The 14,395-nt window shown below is 53.8% G+C and carries 13 protein-coding genes; 7 read left to right on the top strand and 6 right to left on the bottom strand.

What is annotated here, in order from left to right:
• Positions 1–435: 435 nt before the first annotated feature.
• Together MFFC18_RS20890 and MFFC18_RS20885 are read right to left on the bottom strand one after the other, a co-directional pair.
• The gene (locus MFFC18_RS20890) at positions 436–783 is read right to left on the bottom strand and encodes a P-II family nitrogen regulator (RefSeq protein WP_075084144.1); all 348 of its coding nucleotides are present in this window, start codon (positions 781–783) and stop codon (positions 436–438) included.
• A 4-nt stretch (positions 784–787) separates the two neighbouring features.
• A complete protein-coding gene (locus MFFC18_RS20885) occupies positions 788–1,759 on the bottom strand; it encodes a calcium/sodium antiporter (protein ID WP_075083939.1) in 972 nt (323 codons plus the stop codon).
• 630 nt (positions 1,760–2,389) lie between these two features.
• Between MFFC18_RS20885 and MFFC18_RS20880 the strand changes: the two genes are divergently transcribed.
• From MFFC18_RS20880 to cobA, 4 genes are read left to right on the top strand one after another with little or no spacing between them, the layout of a single operon-like run.
• A complete protein-coding gene (locus tag MFFC18_RS20880; protein WP_084417013.1) occupies positions 2,390–3,277 on the top strand; it encodes a phosphoadenylyl-sulfate reductase in 888 nt (295 codons plus the stop codon).
• Between the two features lie 18 nt (positions 3,278–3,295).
• Positions 3,296–5,032, top strand: a complete 1,737-nt coding sequence (locus MFFC18_RS20875; RefSeq protein ID WP_075083940.1) for an NADPH-dependent assimilatory sulfite reductase hemoprotein subunit — start codon at positions 3,296–3,298, stop codon at positions 5,030–5,032.
• Between the two features lie 3 nt (positions 5,033–5,035).
• On the top strand, positions 5,036–5,857 hold the full coding sequence (locus tag MFFC18_RS20870; protein ID WP_075083941.1) for a CbiX/SirB N-terminal domain-containing protein: 822 nt from the start codon (positions 5,036–5,038) through the stop codon (positions 5,855–5,857).
• Positions 5,854–6,627, top strand: a complete 774-nt coding sequence (cobA, locus tag MFFC18_RS20865; protein WP_075083942.1) for a uroporphyrinogen-III C-methyltransferase — start codon at positions 5,854–5,856, stop codon at positions 6,625–6,627. Before MFFC18_RS20870 ends, cobA begins: the two co-directional genes overlap by 4 nt.
• A gap of 34 nt (positions 6,628–6,661) precedes the next feature.
• Here cobA and MFFC18_RS20860 read toward each other — a convergent pair whose 3' ends face one another.
• Together MFFC18_RS20860 and MFFC18_RS20855 are read right to left on the bottom strand one after the other, a co-directional pair.
• Positions 6,662–7,900: a TlpA family protein disulfide reductase gene (locus MFFC18_RS20860; RefSeq protein ID WP_075083943.1), complete on the bottom strand. Its 1,239-nt coding sequence runs from the start codon at positions 7,898–7,900 to the stop codon at positions 6,662–6,664.
• Between the two features lie 360 nt (positions 7,901–8,260).
• Positions 8,261–8,548, bottom strand: coding sequence for a hypothetical protein (locus MFFC18_RS20855; RefSeq protein ID WP_148619015.1), 288 nt, complete (start codon positions 8,546–8,548; stop codon positions 8,261–8,263).
• A gap of 337 nt (positions 8,549–8,885) precedes the next feature.
• Here MFFC18_RS20855 and MFFC18_RS20850 point away from each other — a divergent pair, with 337 nt between their 5' ends.
• The gene (locus MFFC18_RS20850; protein WP_075083946.1) at positions 8,886–9,332 is read left to right on the top strand and encodes a hypothetical protein; all 447 of its coding nucleotides are present in this window, start codon (positions 8,886–8,888) and stop codon (positions 9,330–9,332) included.
• Positions 9,333–9,380: 48 nt separating this feature from the next.
• Complete coding sequence (locus MFFC18_RS20845; RefSeq protein WP_075083947.1) at positions 9,381–10,016, top strand: hypothetical protein; 636 nt, start codon at positions 9,381–9,383, stop codon at positions 10,014–10,016.
• Positions 10,017–10,333: 317 nt separating this feature from the next.
• Here the strand turns inward: MFFC18_RS20845 and ilvN are convergent, their stop codons facing one another.
• Together ilvN and ilvB are read right to left on the bottom strand one after the other, a co-directional pair.
• Positions 10,334–10,873: an acetolactate synthase small subunit gene (gene ilvN, locus MFFC18_RS20840; protein ID WP_075083948.1), complete on the bottom strand. Its 540-nt coding sequence runs from the start codon at positions 10,871–10,873 to the stop codon at positions 10,334–10,336.
• A gap of 132 nt (positions 10,874–11,005) precedes the next feature.
• Positions 11,006–12,730 (bottom strand): biosynthetic-type acetolactate synthase large subunit, encoded by a 1,725-nt coding sequence (ilvB, locus tag MFFC18_RS20835; RefSeq protein ID WP_075083949.1) that lies wholly within the window; start codon positions 12,728–12,730, stop codon positions 11,006–11,008.
• A 300-nt stretch (positions 12,731–13,030) separates the two neighbouring features.
• Between ilvB and holA the strand changes: the two genes are divergently transcribed.
• Positions 13,031–14,101: a DNA polymerase III subunit delta gene (gene holA, locus MFFC18_RS20830; RefSeq protein WP_075083950.1), complete on the top strand. Its 1,071-nt coding sequence runs from the start codon at positions 13,031–13,033 to the stop codon at positions 14,099–14,101.
• Positions 14,102–14,395 lie beyond the last annotated feature (294 nt).

Raw genomic sequence — 14,395 nt, 5'->3', positions numbered from 1 at the left:
ATTTGTTAGTTTGGCCGCATCTTTGCGCGGGTACAGCTACCTCGACTGTGTAGCTTGGCTTTAGTCGCATTGCTATCCAAAGAACGAAACGTGAAATCGTTTCCAGCTGGCAATTGCGTCGTGTACTTTTTACCGATCTTGCTATGATAGCGAACCAAAGGATGGTCGCTTCGTACGGACTCCGCTGCCCAAAATTGGCAGCAACATTTTGAAGGGAGTCCACATGTTGCAAACAGAAATAATCTTGATCATCGGTTTCGCGATCGTCATCGCATTTTCATGGCTGGGCAATCAGGACGGCCGTCCACCGAACCCGATTTCCTGATCTCCATGCGCGATGAGCTGAACCATTGCCTGCAAGATCACGTCGCTGCGTTCAGGCAGAGCGACCGCACTATCGAACCCGTCAGGGGCTGCTCGGAAAGTTTGCAATTTCTAAATCGCGTCTGGCCCGCGTTCACCGGTTCGCACTCGAATGCAATCGTCCAGCGGCAACACGAAGATCTTTCCATCGCCGATCGTACCGGCTTCCCCTGATTTGGCGCCGGCAACGAGGGCTTCGATGGTCGGTTCGACGAACTCTTCGTTCACCGCGATCTGTAGTTGAATCTTGCGACGGAGGTTCAGTTGGACTTCATTCGCGCCCGGCATGTCGGACTTTCCCTGCTGACGTCCAAAGCCCTGGCAATCCATGATCGTCAGTCGAGTCACCTCGATTCGATTCAGCCGCCGCTTGATCGTGTCCAGCTTGTGCGGCTGAACGATAGCGATGATCAACTTCACGTTTCTATCCTCGAATCCAGACATAAGCGGTATATGCAAGATATGTCACCAGCAGACCGATTCCGCCGACGCGACCCAGCGTTTGTCCTTTTCGCATCAGCAAAAATGTCGCGAGTGCGAAACCGAACATCGCTGCAAGGTCCTCCATCGCGATTGAAGTCGAATTGATTGGTTTGATCAACGCTGTGAAGCCCACGACGCACAGCAGATTAAAAAGGCAGGAGCCGATTGCGTTTCCGGCCGCCAGCTCTGTCTCATTTTTCGCACAGGCGACGAAGGTGGTCGCCAGCTCAGGCAAGCTGGTGCCGAACGCAATCAGCGTTAGCCCAATGACGGCTTTGGAAACGCCGAATTTCAAAGCCAGAAACTCGCCTCCGGCAACCAATCGATCGGCTCCCAGACCAAGCACGACCAAGCCAGCGACGATGAGCAAAATGTTCAAGCCGTAGCGAGGTTCACCACCTTCGTCTTGCAAGTCCGCCACTTCATCTTCGATTGACGCGATGGGATCGTCCGGGTTTCGGCTGGCGATCCGAATGCAGCTGACAGAATAGATGGTGATTCCCAATGCCAGGATCAGGCCTTCGAAACGGCTGATTTTGTCGTCGATCAAAAGCATGACCACGAACACCAGTGAAACCGCGATCAGCAGTGGTAGTTCCCGTCGAATCACCTGAATGTGAACGACAATCGGAGTCATCACCGCAGCGATGGCAAGCACCAAGCCAATGTTGCAGATATTTGAGCCAATGACGTTGCCGAGCGCAATGTCACCGCTGTCTTTGAGGTTCGCCTGGATGCTGACGATCAGTTCCGGCATACTCGTGCCGAACGCAACGACGGTCAGGCCGACGACCAGTGTCGAAATCCCTGCCGTGATCGCCATACCTGCTGCTCCACGAACCAGCCATTCCGCGCCGTAATACAGCCCGGCCAGTCCCAGAATTACCCAGCCAATATTGAGAGCGATATCCATGCAGCGTCGTTCGTGAATCGAAACGAAACATTGTAACCAAACCCGAAAGTTTCTGCGTTAGGCGCATAAAAAAACCAGCAACCCAACACGGTCCTCTTGGGGAGAGGAGGTGCTCAGGCTGCTGGCCATTTGAGTTCGCGACGTAAATCACACTTGCTGAGTTTTCGACCGCGAAGCCGAACTTGCAGAGGCAATTGGTGTCAAGCGTAATGAAAAGACTGCATCTCAGGACGAAGTGCGGGTATAAATTGTTACGATTGCGGACTCAGAATAACGTCACTCGACAAAGGCAACTCGCGTGCCATCGAGGAACAATACCGCGGGGCGTTGAATCTGCCCGGCCTTCTTCGATCAAGATCTTGGACCAACGCGAATCGCGCCCTGATTCGTGACGGTCTTCTCAAATTGAGAGTTTTCGTAAGGAATTCAAACCAGTCCAGTCCATGAATTGCGGTCGTTAGACAACCGTTGTAGCCAAAGCGTGCCATGGATTTGACCTTTAGGACTCCCAGTCGCCAAGAAACGGGCTATCGGGACTACTTTGACAGCACATTGCGCTTGACGTGAATTGCGCATCCTTCCAAATTAGCATTCGTCCGTGCGCGGACTATTGACCCAACGAACGCGTATATGAATCCAACTCCAGACAATTCCCAGAGCTCGGAAGGCTCAAGCGGAAGCGATCCCGCTATAGAATCCACCGAAAACACAGAGCCCCAACTGGTTCCGCTGACAGCGTTGCCGGACGGCCGAATGTCGTCGTCGGAGTCCGCTGCGATGTCTGAAACGGCCGAAACGGCTTTTCAGCAGGACGAAGATTCGATGGCGCTGATCTCGGAAGAGAGCACACCGTTGGAGATCGTCGCGTGGGGCCTAAAGCGGTTTCTTGACCAAAAGAAGATCATGACAACTTCCTTTGGCATGGAAGGTTGCACTCTGATCGATATGTGCTCCAAAGCGATCGAACAGAACGATTTGCCAAAGTTGCAAGTCGCGTGGATCGACACCGGGTTCTTCTTTCCAGAAACGTACCAGCTTCGTGAGAAACTCGAGGCGAAGTATTCCAACATCGAGATCGTTCGCTGGTCCACGGACGTTTCTGTCGAACAGCAAAAAGAGACCTACGGCAACGAGCTATGGAAGAACAATCCAAACCTCTGCTGCCACATCCGGAAAGTCGTTCCGATGAAAGAGAACATCGGCGGCTTTGACGTCTGGATGACTGGACTGCGACGAAGCCAAACCGAGGCTCGTGCGAAAACGCCGGTCCTCGGATGGGACTGGCGCTATCAGCTGCTCAAGTTCTGCCCGCTGGCAACCTGGACACGTGCTCAGGTTTGGCAATACGTTCAGCAAAACGAAGTCCCGTTCAACCGACTACATCTTCAAAACTACCCCACCGTTAGTTGCTTTCATTGCACGCGACCAGTTCCCGGATCGACTCCGGATTCTGATGCCAGAGATGGTCGCTGGGAAGGCAAAGACAAAGACGAATGCGGACTGCATTTCTCCATTTAAGGATTCAGGTTACCGACCATGGCCAAGGACAAGAACGCGCCGTCGAAAGTTGAAAAAGCAAAAGTTGCCGGCAAACTTCTACGCGGAACAATTGACGAAGTGCTTAGGGACGAAAGTCAGGACAGCTTTGAGCACGACGACTTGCAACTATTGAAGTTTCACGGAACTTATCAGCAGGACGATCGTGATTTGCGCGCCGAACGACGCAAAGAAGGTCTGGGCAAAGCCTACAGTTTCATGATCCGCGTCGCTTTGCCCGGTGGCGTCGTTTCCAACTCACAGTATCTCGACCTGGATCGAATGGCTGACGAATTTGCCAACGGTTCAATTCGAATCACGACTCGCCAGGCCGTACAGTTTCACGGTGTCGTCAAGGATGAACTGCGGGAGACGATGCGTCAAATCAATGCGTCGATGATGACGACGCTGGCAGCCTGTGGTGATGTTTGCCGAAACGTGATGGCCAGTGCGGCTCCGTTTACCGACGAAGTTTATACGCAGATTCGCAAGACTACCGAAGAGATCGCAGTCGACTTGCGCCCCGCCACCAAAGCCTACTACGAGTTGTGGATCGACGGCCAAAAGCAGGACATTCCGAAAGAGACGGAACCGTTCTACGGCGAAACCTACTTGCCCCGAAAATATAAAGTCGGTGTTACGCTCGCTGGTGAAAACCAGATCGACGTGTACTCCTACGACGCGGGGTTGGTCGGATTCACCGAAGACGGAAAGCTGACTGGCTACAACGTGGTTGCCGGTGGTGGGCTGGGGATGAGCCACGGACGCCCCAACACGTTCGCCCGCATCGCCGACGAGATCGGTTTTGTGGCAGTCGAAAACGGAGTCGAAGCGATTCGCATCGTGTGCGCGATCTATCGCGATTTCGGAAATCGAAACGATCGCAAACAGGCTCGATTGAAGTATCTGGTCAACGAAAAAGGTGTCGACTGGTTCCGTGAGGAATTTGCCAAACGAGCAAGTTTTGACATCCAACCGCCCAAGGTCATGCCGACAATCGGTATCGAAGACTGGTTGGGTCCGCACAAACAGAATGATGACCTTTGGTTCTATGGCGTGTTTGTTGAAAACGGACGAATCATCGACAACGATCGAACACGCTGCCGCAGTGCGTTTCGGAAAATTGCCAAAGAGATCGGTTGCGACGCAGTGTTCACTGCTCAGCAAAGCATCATCTTTAGCAACTTGAAAGAGTCGCAGGTCGCGGAACTCGAAGCCATCCTCAAAGAGTTCGATGTCCCCACCGTCGATACGCTTTCCAACGCAAAACGCTATTCGATGGCTTGCCCCGCGATGCCGACCTGTGGTTTGGCGGTTGCGGAATCAGAACGCGTATCTCACGACGTCGTCGGAGCAATCGAAACAAAGCTTGCCGAACTCGGCTTGGCAGACGTTCCGCTGACGATCCGCATGACTGGATGCCCCAACGGTTGCGCTCGGCCCTACACGGCTGACATTGCTTTCGTTGGCCGCCGTCCCGGTGTCTATCACCTGTTCGTTGGTGGTCGCTTGACAGGCGATCGCATGGCCGATCTGTTCGCCGGCGATGTCAAAATCGAAGACGCCATCGAGGTGCTGACGCCGCTGTTGAGCAAGTTCGCTGCGGACAGGAAAGAGAACGAAGGGTTGGGCGATTTCTATCAACGGATTCTCGAGCGTGACACTCCGCGAAAGCTTGTTACCGGTAAAGAAGAGCAGACGTTGGACGCCGTAGCTCCGCTGGTTCAGATCGGATAACGCATGGCAAAGTTTGACGATGTAACTTTGGTTCTTGGAGCACACGGATCTGAAGCCGCTACGGATTCCAACGCGCCGGTTGAGGATTTGGCGACACAAATTCGTTCTGCGGACGTGTTCGCGAACGTCGTTCCTGCGTTTTTGCTTGGTCAGCCAAATATGACCAACGTGCTTGAGAAAGTAACGACTCCGAAGGTCGTTGTTGTGCCGCTGATGACCAGTTCGGGCTATTACCTGAATTTGGTCATTCCCAAAAAGCTGGCCGAAAATGCCGACGCTGGAAACATCGATTGGTTGATCAGTTCCGTGGCTGGTATGCACGAACGGGTCGCACAGTTGATGGTCGAGCGAGTCAACTTGCGTTTGAGTCAGAACGAGATCGCAGAGTCCGACACGACGATCGTGCTGGTTGGGCATGGCACGCGGCGAAATCGAAACAGTGCCAGGTCAACGTTTGCACTCTTTGAAAAAATCAAGCTGGCCTTTCCTGCTGCCCGCAACCGCGTTGCGTTTCTCGATCAGGATCCCGAAGCCAATCTGGTCGCAGCATCGATCGTCGAAGGCCACACTGTCGTGGTCCCGTTCCTGATCAGCCGCGGGCCACACACAACGGTCGATGTTCCCGTGGCGTTTGGTTTGCCCTCCGGGCCGGGCGTTCAGTTTCCAATCATTCAAAAGACCGAGTCGCGTGGCGGTGTTCGAGTCACAGTTTGCGAGCAACCGATGGCCTACTATCCGGAAATGACAGACATCTGCATCGAAATTGCGACCGAAGCTGTCGATTCAAACAGTCGCCTGACGCTTCCAGAACTGGAGATCGTATGATTGCCAGACAGGGAGTGGTTCATTTGGTTGGTGCTGGTCCTGGTGACCCCGAACTGATGACGATGAAGGGGGCTCGGCTACTGTCGGAGGCCGATGTGGTGATCCATGATCGGCTGATTCCGATGGAAGTGTTGGACTGGTGCCGCGAAGGCGCGGAGAAGATCGATGTTGGGAAGTATCCTGAGCATCATCGGGTTTCGCAGGAACAGATCAACGAGCTTCTTGTTCACCACGCGACCAGAGGTAGCATGGTGGTTCGGCTCAAGGGAGGCGACCCGTTTGTGTTCGGGCGCGGCTATGAAGAGCTGCAAGTTTGCCGTGAGCATGGAATTGCGTGCTTTATTGTGCCGGGTGTGAGCAGTTCGATATCTGCGGCCGCCAGCGCCGGAATTCCGGTGACGTCGAGAGGAGTCGCCCGCTCGTTCGCCGTTGTGACCGGTCAGACGGACCCTGCACTTGGTCGCTATTCGTTCGACTTCGATGCGTTGGCTCGAATGGATACGATCGTTCTGTTAATGGCTCGGAAGAATCTCGCTGAGATCACCGCCGGCCTGATCGCCGCCGGACTTGGCTCCGACACGCCGGCGGCCAGTATCGAAAACGCGACATGCGAAAACCAACGAGTCGCTTATGGGTCGGTTTCGACAATTTCCGACGTTGTCAAAGAGGTCGGAATCGACAGCCCTGTCGTTACGATCATCGGTCAAGTCGCGGGAATGTTGAATCAGGATCTGATTGAGATCCCGGAAGTTCGCGCCGTGCTGGGGTGATCGCGATGCGACTTTTTTGAGTCCCCGTTGATCGTTATTTGTTCGACGTCAGGATTCCTTCGATAACGGCTTCGAATCCTGATTTCAGTGCAGTGTAGGCTTCACCTGTCGCGGGTCCAGAAAAGCCCTGATGAACGGCGACAATCTTTCCATCCTTGTTTGCGAAAACGGTAGTCGGGTAAGACCGCACTTCGTCGATAATGGTCATCGCTTCTGAGGCTTTGTCTTTCGATGACGAACCGCCGCCGATCAGCACGGGGTGGTCGAGCCCGTGGCGTTTGAGGTACTTGCGAACCTGAACCGCATCGCGATTGGCATCGCCAGTCAGTTCAAACGCGATTCCGACAACCGAGATCTTGTTGCCGTATTTTGCTTTTAGCTCAGCCAGATACTTTCCGGCATCGTGACAGTTCGGACACCAGCTGCCAAAAATGTGGATGATGCGAACGGGGGCAGCAAAGCGATCGTCGTCGAGTCTCGTTTCATTCTGGTTGAGATCGGGAAATGAAAGAGTGTTGATGTTGGCAGCGGTAGCAGTCGTCAGCTGAAAACTGTCCGGGAGTTGCGCGTCTTTATCGCGCGTTGCCGTCCACGTTTCGTGCCAGGTATTTGAAGACCAGAAGTCACCCGTGAGTGAGCCATCGTCATTCTGTTTTGCTTTGAACAGAAAAGCGTGGGCGCCGTCGAAACAGCTTAGTTCCATCGAGTCCTCGACAACCGATCCGGCCAGAAAGCGATAGTCACCGGTCGTTGTCAGAAACGTTCCGCTGAGCACGTTTGTCTTGGCGTCCGATTTGAAAATGCCGACCGCTGGTGAATCGCTGCTGGAGAACTTGACTTTCCACCGGCCGTCAAACGAAAGTGGGGCCGCCGTCTGATCTGGTTTCTGCTCTTTTACCAAAGAAGCGTTGAGGCTCATCTCGACCCACTGGTTTGCCTTTCGGCGTTTCTTCCAGGTCCCGGTCAGCGACGTGTCGGAAACATCAGTCTTGGGGACCTGAACCAGCGATAACTGCGAATCGTAGTGATCGATCGACAGAACGAGATTGCCGTTGTCAGCGAGCTTCACACTTGGGACTTCGATCTGTTCACTGCCGTTGACCAACCAGGCAGACCAATGCTCTTCACTGGATCTTTCCAGCTTCAGACCGAATCGGATTGGGCCGCCTGGAGAATCAAGCTGAGCGTCCCAAAGGCCCTCCTGGGCGTTGATCGTTGTTGCGGCGCTCAGCAGCGCTGCAAACAGAAAGGCAAACAGTCGTAGGCGAAGCATGGGCACACCCTGGTTAATTTATACGCCGTCCGATGCAACGAAATCGGCTGGCTTGTCTTGTCGAGCGTCGCCCATGAAACGAAAACTGGACGGCATCCAATCGAATGCCGTCCAGTTTAGACGAAATGCTGTGGTCTCGCTTGAGTGACCGACTTGCCGACCAGATGAAGGATCAGCCAAGTCGTTACGAGTCAATCGCCTAGCGAGTTGTCGTGCGGGGGCGAGCCTGTTGCGCGACGACCGTTCGTTTTGAGGTGGCCCGATCAACTGCTGGTCGGCTGTTGACGATCCGCGTCGTCGTTTGCTGAACAGGCTGTGCACTTGCAGAACACCCGCAAGAGGAAGACGCTGGTGCAGCCATCACACTACCGCCGACAATCGGCCCGGAGACGACGGTTCCGCAGCCTCCGTCGCAAACATTGCTTCCGCAGCCACATGGAGTCGACGACGCATCGCCACTACATAGACGTTGGCCATAGAGTCCGCGAAACAGGTTGCCGGGCTGCCAGCAGAAAGGACGGCACTTGGTTGCGCCACCAACAAACTGGTCTCCGCAGCATGGATCGGCAGCATCAGGTGGCGTGCTGATCCATTCGCCGACATAAGCTTCACCACAACCGGATCCGCAAACCATTTTTCGACGCGCATTTCGGATGGCGTCGAGAGGTCCGTTGGCAATGTATTGAGTCGTCGATCCGCAGCCACTGCAGTCATTACAACCAAGGTCAGTGCAACCCGGACCGATGGGGCCCATTGGTGCACAACAACCGCTAAAAGAAATTGCTACCAGAAAAAAAGCTGATGCAAGACCAAGACAAAGCTTGCTCATTTCGTCCCCCCGACCTGTTTCCAGACCAATCATTTAAGCATTTGAGATTATTGTCACGCTTCATCTATCGTCCTCAAACTCAGCAGCAATCAGTAAAACCACTACAATTGGTAAAGATTCACATTGAGTACATTCACACACAAACGATAAACGGCCATGCATTTCACGGACTTCGCAAGGATTTCTCTTTGCCTCTTGATCGCGTCGGTTTTCCTTGCGAGCACCGGGTGCTATCAGGATCCGATTCGCGCAAAACTCATTGGAACCTGGAAGATTGAGCACGGTGAAAAACTGACCAAACGCGTCAATCAAATCGATGGCGACGTCGAAGAAATCGAGGATTTGGGCGAAAGGATGAAGCTTTCGTTTTACGCCAGCGGAGCCCTGCAAACGAAAACCCGCATGGGCGAAGTAAATCGCGAGAAGAATGGTTTGTGGAAAGTGATCGAATTTGACGAAGAAGAAGCAGTGATGAAGATCAGTTGCGAGTTGATGGGGCAGCAAACCGAACACGAAGTTCGCTTCATCGAGAAAGACCTGATTCGTCTGGTGCCACCCAACATGGCCGGCACGAAATCGAAGCTGAGCTTTCGTCGGGAGTAATTCAACTTCCATCCGCGAACAAAAATTCAAACATGGCAAAGGATTTCCATGTCGATATCGAAGACGATTTTTCAACTTGGCGTAACAATTGCTCTGGCAGCATCTGTCCTAACTACCGGCTGTGCCAGGCCTGCACCTGAAGCCGCTTCATCGCCCGAGGAGTCACGTTCGACTCCGGTCGCGATGGCCGGGCACGTGAAGGAAGAAGCTGCTACACGGCATGAACTGATCGGAGTTTGGTGGGGAACCGGTGTCCTCGACCAGACTTCCGTAGCTCAGGCTGTCGAAGGACTTTCCCCCGAGACCCAGCGGCAGGTTTCTGCTGCGGCTGAATCTTTTCTGGCGACCGAGATGGCGATCGAGTTCAAAGTCGACGGCCAAATGGAAACTGCGGTCGAAGTCATCAGCCAGACCGGCCAACGCGAATCCGGCATGGGAATCGCAGCCTGGGAAGCCACGCCAACAGTTACTCCGGGCGAGTACCGCGTCAGTGCGGTCGAGGTTCAGGCAGACGGCTCAAGCGTGACGGATCACAAAACGTATCGCGTTTCAACGAACGGTCAGCAGCTGACACTGTTGGTCGATCTTCCCGGCCTGCTGGGGCAGTGCAATCCGAGAATCGTATTGCAGCGACAGGAAGAATCTCCAAGCGTGGCTTCGGGGCAGGGCGATTTGCTCCGGTAGATGTTGCCCAAGGCTTCGCTGGACGCCAAGCACTGTTTGACAAGTTGATTTTCATGTCGTCAACGCGACCAAACATGAGCGGCACGGCCCTGGCCGCCGTTAAAAGCGCAACGGACCGGCAGCTAGCGCCTTGCCGCTAACATTTACCAAACAGTGCCCTGTTCGCATTTGCCTTCGACGGGCGAGCGAAACAAGCAAGGATCTCGTCAGGAATTGCAAAGCCACATCGGGCTCTCGGAAGTCCTGACGACATCCTCAGCGGAAATCGGGCGTTGGACGGCGTTAATAGGGAACGTCGTCCACACGTGCCGACTGGTTTAGGTCTCAAGTTCGCCGCGAGCCATGACCACTTGGCCGGTGCGAACGGTTTCGATGATTTCGAACTGAGAAAGCATCTCGATCGCCGAATCGATGATGGCTGACTCGCCAATGATCATGGCGATAATCGAAGTGTGAGTCAGATCGATCGTCTTGCCGTCGAAATGTTCGATGATGTTGATCGCGTCGGTGCGCTCTTCTTTCGGCACCAAAAACTTCGCCATCACCATCTCCTTGGAGACCGAATCGTCCGAAGTGTGCTCGAAGCAATGGATGACATCAATCAGCTTGTTGACTTGCTTGATGATCTGTTCCAAACCTTCCGGAGCACCGGTCATGCCGATCGTCATTCTGGCAAAATTGCTGTCGCGGCTTTCAGCAACGACCAGTGAGTCAATGTTAAAACCTCGCCGGGCAAACACCTGGCAAATCCGCATCAGAACGCCGGGTTCATTCTTCGTTCTGATTGAGAGAGTGTGACGGTCAGGTCGTGAGAAAGTTGAAACTTGCGATTCCGCAGTGTCGATCGTTTGTGGCATTGTTCTGGCAAATGATTGGGTGTTTGACTTGTTAAATCTGATGGCTCGAGTCGAAGGACCACCAAGTCCCTCAACCGGCCAAGAACGCATTTCTTCCTGTCTGAAACAGCATTCAGCGGACAGACGTTTGTCCTACGTTGATCCAACTGGCTTGGCCAACTTCGTCGTAGGTGGCTCGACCAGCATGTCTTCCAGAGCCGAGCCCGCAGGAATCATCGGGAACACGTTCTCATTCTTGACGCACTCGGCATGGATCAGAATTGGACCATCGTTGTACTCGAAAGCTTCTTCGATCTTTCGTTTCACATCAGCCGGTCGCTTGATGTTGACGCTCGGAATACCGTACGCTGCCGCCATCTTGCAGAAGTCAGGATTGCCATCGAGATCAACTCCCGATTCGCGATTGTCAAAGAACAGCTCCTGCCACTGGCGAACCATTCCAAGATAATGATTGTTCAGAACGACAATCTTGATCGGCAGCTTGTGAATCTGAGCCGTCGCCAGTTCGAACATCGTCATCTGGAAACCACCGTCACCACAGATCGCAATGACCGTCTTGTCCGGGTTGCCAAACTGGGCTCCGATCGCGGCTGGAAAACCAAAACCCATTGTGCCTGCGCCGCCGGAAGACAGCCACGAATATGGTTCGTTGGTGCGGAAGAACTGAGCCGCCCACATTTGATGTTGGCCAACGTCGGTCGCGACGATTGCATCGCCCTTGGTGTACTCGAACATCTCCTGAATCACTTGCTGCATCCGCAAGCCACCCTGCTTTTTGTAGGAAAGAGGGTACTTGGTTTTGTAGCCATCGAGCTTCTTCAACCATGACTCGGTCGACAGCGGTTTGATCTTCTTGTTCAACTGTTGCAGAACGGTTTTCGCATCGCCGACGATTTGAACATCCGGGCGAATCATCTTGTTCATCTCTGCCGGATCAATGTCGATGTGAACGATCTTCGCGTCCGCACAAAACTTCTCCGGGTTGCCGATGATACGGTCGTCAAAACGGGAACCGATATTTAACAACATGTCGCATTCAATCATCGCCTTGTTGGCGTATGCCGTTCCGTGCATTCCCAGCATCCCAAGCGAAAGCTCATGCGTTTCCGGAAAGACACCTTTCCCCAGCAACGTCGAAGTCACCGGTGCCCCCAGCGTCGTCGCCAGTTCCATCAGCTCCTTGTCCGCACGCGAGATCATGCAGCCTTGGCCTGCAAGAATCACCGGACGTTCCGCGCTCTTGATCAATTGAACGGCTTCTTCGAGAGACGTCGAGTCGATCTTGAAACAGCTGTCCGGGTTGTATCCTGGCAGTTCGATTTCCGGATCCATCTCGGCAGTAAAGTCGCCCGACGAAACGTTCTTGGGAACATCGATCAGAACCGGACCCGGTCGCCCCGTGGTCGCGATGTGATAGGCCTCTTTTGCCACGCGAACCAGATCGTTCGAATCCTTGACCAGATAGTTGTGCTTAACAACCGGGATCGTGATTCCAAAAATGTCGGCTTCCTGGAAAGCATCCTTACCCAGCATCCAGGTCACCTGTTGGCCGCAGATCACCAGCATCGGAACCGAATCCATCATCGCCGTCATCAAGCCGGTGACAGTATTTCCGGCTCCAGGGCCCGAAGTCACCAAAACGGCAGCGGGCTTACCAGTGGCTCGCGCGTAACCGTCGGCCATATGGGTTGCACCCTGCTCATGTCGCACAAGAACGAACTTGAGGTTGGTGTTCACGGTCTCAAGAGCATCAAAAATCGGAATCGCGGCTCCGCCGGAGTATCCAAAGATGTACTCGATTCCCAGATCATCGAGAGTCTTGATTAAAGCCTGGGCACCGTCCAATTGATCGCTCATGGTCTTGCTTGATAGTTGAAGTTTGGTGAAAAAGTTGAAAGATGGGGTGTTTGGCGGTGGCTGGTTGGCTGAAAATTGATGTTTTTGAGCGAACTTGGCCTTTTGCCTGTCGTTAAGTTTCTGAATTCTGCACTGTTTTCGTCAAAAGTCCATGTCAATCTTGTGAGTGCATGCATAAATCGACACATTTTGGCGAACTAAGTTCACAGGCAACCGTTGGGTTCATCAAATCCCCTTTGGAGCTGCAAAACGGCCGTTTAAAGGCTCTTCGAAACGGCAAACATCTGTTAAAAAGCCGCCATGGCCAAAAACACCGTTCACGTATTCGATTTCCTTGAACAGGACTCCGCCTCCCCGACCGGTGGCGTTTGTGTGCTATTTGGTTCGGAGCGTTTTCTCAAACAGCTCGCGATCAAGGCAATTTCCGCCGACGGGAATGAGTATTCTGTCACACGAATCGACGGGCCAACAGCTCAGTTTGCCGAAGTCATGGACGAGCTTGCGACGCAGAGCCTTTTCGGAGGCGGAGCGCCCAAAATCGTGCTGGTCGACGACGCCGACAGCTTCGTAAAACAGCATCGCGATCGCCTCGAAAGTGCAGTCGAAAGCGGCGGTTCAAACCTGTTGGTGCTGGTCGTCGATTCCTGGGCCGCCAACACGCGTCTATATAAGTTGGTCGACAAGAAAGGCTTTCAGATCCGCTGCGACGCTCCATTGTCGGGTCGCTCGAAGAATCCTGATACCAAACGAATTGCCTCGTGGCTGGTCCAGCGGGCTGAAAATACCCACGATTTCAAGCTGCCCAACACCGGCGCAGCGTTGTTGATCGACCTCGCTGATTGCGAGTTTGGCCGGATGGATCAGGAGCTTCAGAAGCTTGCTCTTTACGCTGACAAAAACAAGAAAGTCACCGCCGATCAGGTCGCCGAAGTGGTGGGCGGCTGGCGGACGCGAACGATGTGGGACGCGATCGGCGCGGCTTGCGATGGCGATGCTGGCGAAGCCGTGCGGCTTTTGGACCAGCTTTTGAAGACCGGAGAGCATCCGCTGGCGTTGTTCGGGCAGCTGTCCTGGTCGCTGCGACGCTATTCGACGGCTACGGAAATTGTGCTTCGTCAGGTTCGGCAAGGGAAGCGCCCTGATCTTTCGAGTGCCATCAGCGCGGCTGGCTTCAAGCCTTGGGGGGGCGAAGCAGATTTGGCGCAGGACCGACTGAAACAGTTGGGGCGGGGTAGGGCAGCCCAGATTTTGGATTGGCTGAACGAAACCGATGCAGCGTTAAAGCGGACGCATACTTCCGAAAGTCGAGGCCGATTGGCTCTGGAAAAACTGTTGATAAAGATGAGCCGCGAGTTGTCGCCGGTCGGGTAAAGACTCGGATTGAGCCGGTTATGCGGATGAAAATGTCCTGTGGCGACTTCGATTGCCGACGCAATCGGCTTTATTGGTCTATCGCGGCGGATTTTGCAGCCAGCTGCTGATCGGGACGATATCAAATTCGTGTATAGAGTCTGGTAATCGAAGCATCATCAACCCAGCAGTTTCGCGGAGTAAAACGGGTTTTTCGGAATTTCGTTGACACTCAAAAATACTCGCAACTATAATTTTTTGGGTTGGGGGTGAGTTCTTTCCGGGCTTTCTCAATTCGTGGACGATCGACCGATT

The sequence above is a fragment of the Mariniblastus fucicola genome, from assembly GCF_008087665.1.
GTDB lineage: Bacteria > Planctomycetota > Planctomycetia > Pirellulales > Pirellulaceae > Mariniblastus > Mariniblastus fucicola.
This window is presented reverse-complemented; position numbering and strand designations above follow the sequence as displayed.

What these genes read in the sequence shown, in the direction of transcription:
- MFFC18_RS20885 (WP_075083939.1), bottom strand. Translation starts at nt 1,759, where the DNA reads ATGGATATCGCTCTCAATATTGGCTGGGTAATTCTGGGACTGGCCGGG.
- MFFC18_RS20880 (WP_084417013.1), top strand. Translation starts at nt 2,390, where the DNA reads ATGAATCCAACTCCAGACAATTCCCAGAGCTCGGAAGGCTCAAGCGGA.
- MFFC18_RS20875 (WP_075083940.1), top strand. Translation starts at nt 3,296, where the DNA reads ATGGCCAAGGACAAGAACGCGCCGTCGAAAGTTGAAAAAGCAAAAGTT.
- MFFC18_RS20870 (WP_075083941.1), top strand. Translation starts at nt 5,036, where the DNA reads ATGGCAAAGTTTGACGATGTAACTTTGGTTCTTGGAGCACACGGATCT.
- cobA (WP_075083942.1), top strand. Translation starts at nt 5,854, where the DNA reads ATGATTGCCAGACAGGGAGTGGTTCATTTGGTTGGTGCTGGTCCTGGT.
- MFFC18_RS20860 (WP_075083943.1), bottom strand. Translation starts at nt 7,900, where the DNA reads ATGCTTCGCCTACGACTGTTTGCCTTTCTGTTTGCAGCGCTGCTGAGC.
- MFFC18_RS20855 (WP_148619015.1), bottom strand. Translation starts at nt 8,548, where the DNA reads ATGCGCGTCGAAAAATGGTTTGCGGATCCGGTTGTGGTGAAGCTTATG.
- MFFC18_RS20850 (WP_075083946.1), top strand. Translation starts at nt 8,886, where the DNA reads ATGCATTTCACGGACTTCGCAAGGATTTCTCTTTGCCTCTTGATCGCG.
- MFFC18_RS20845 (WP_075083947.1), top strand. Translation starts at nt 9,381, where the DNA reads ATGTCGATATCGAAGACGATTTTTCAACTTGGCGTAACAATTGCTCTG.
- ilvN (WP_075083948.1), bottom strand. Translation starts at nt 10,873, where the DNA reads ATGCCACAAACGATCGACACTGCGGAATCGCAAGTTTCAACTTTCTCA.
- ilvB (WP_075083949.1), bottom strand. Translation starts at nt 12,730, where the DNA reads ATGAGCGATCAATTGGACGGTGCCCAGGCTTTAATCAAGACTCTCGAT.
- holA (WP_075083950.1), top strand. Translation starts at nt 13,031, where the DNA reads ATGGCCAAAAACACCGTTCACGTATTCGATTTCCTTGAACAGGACTCC.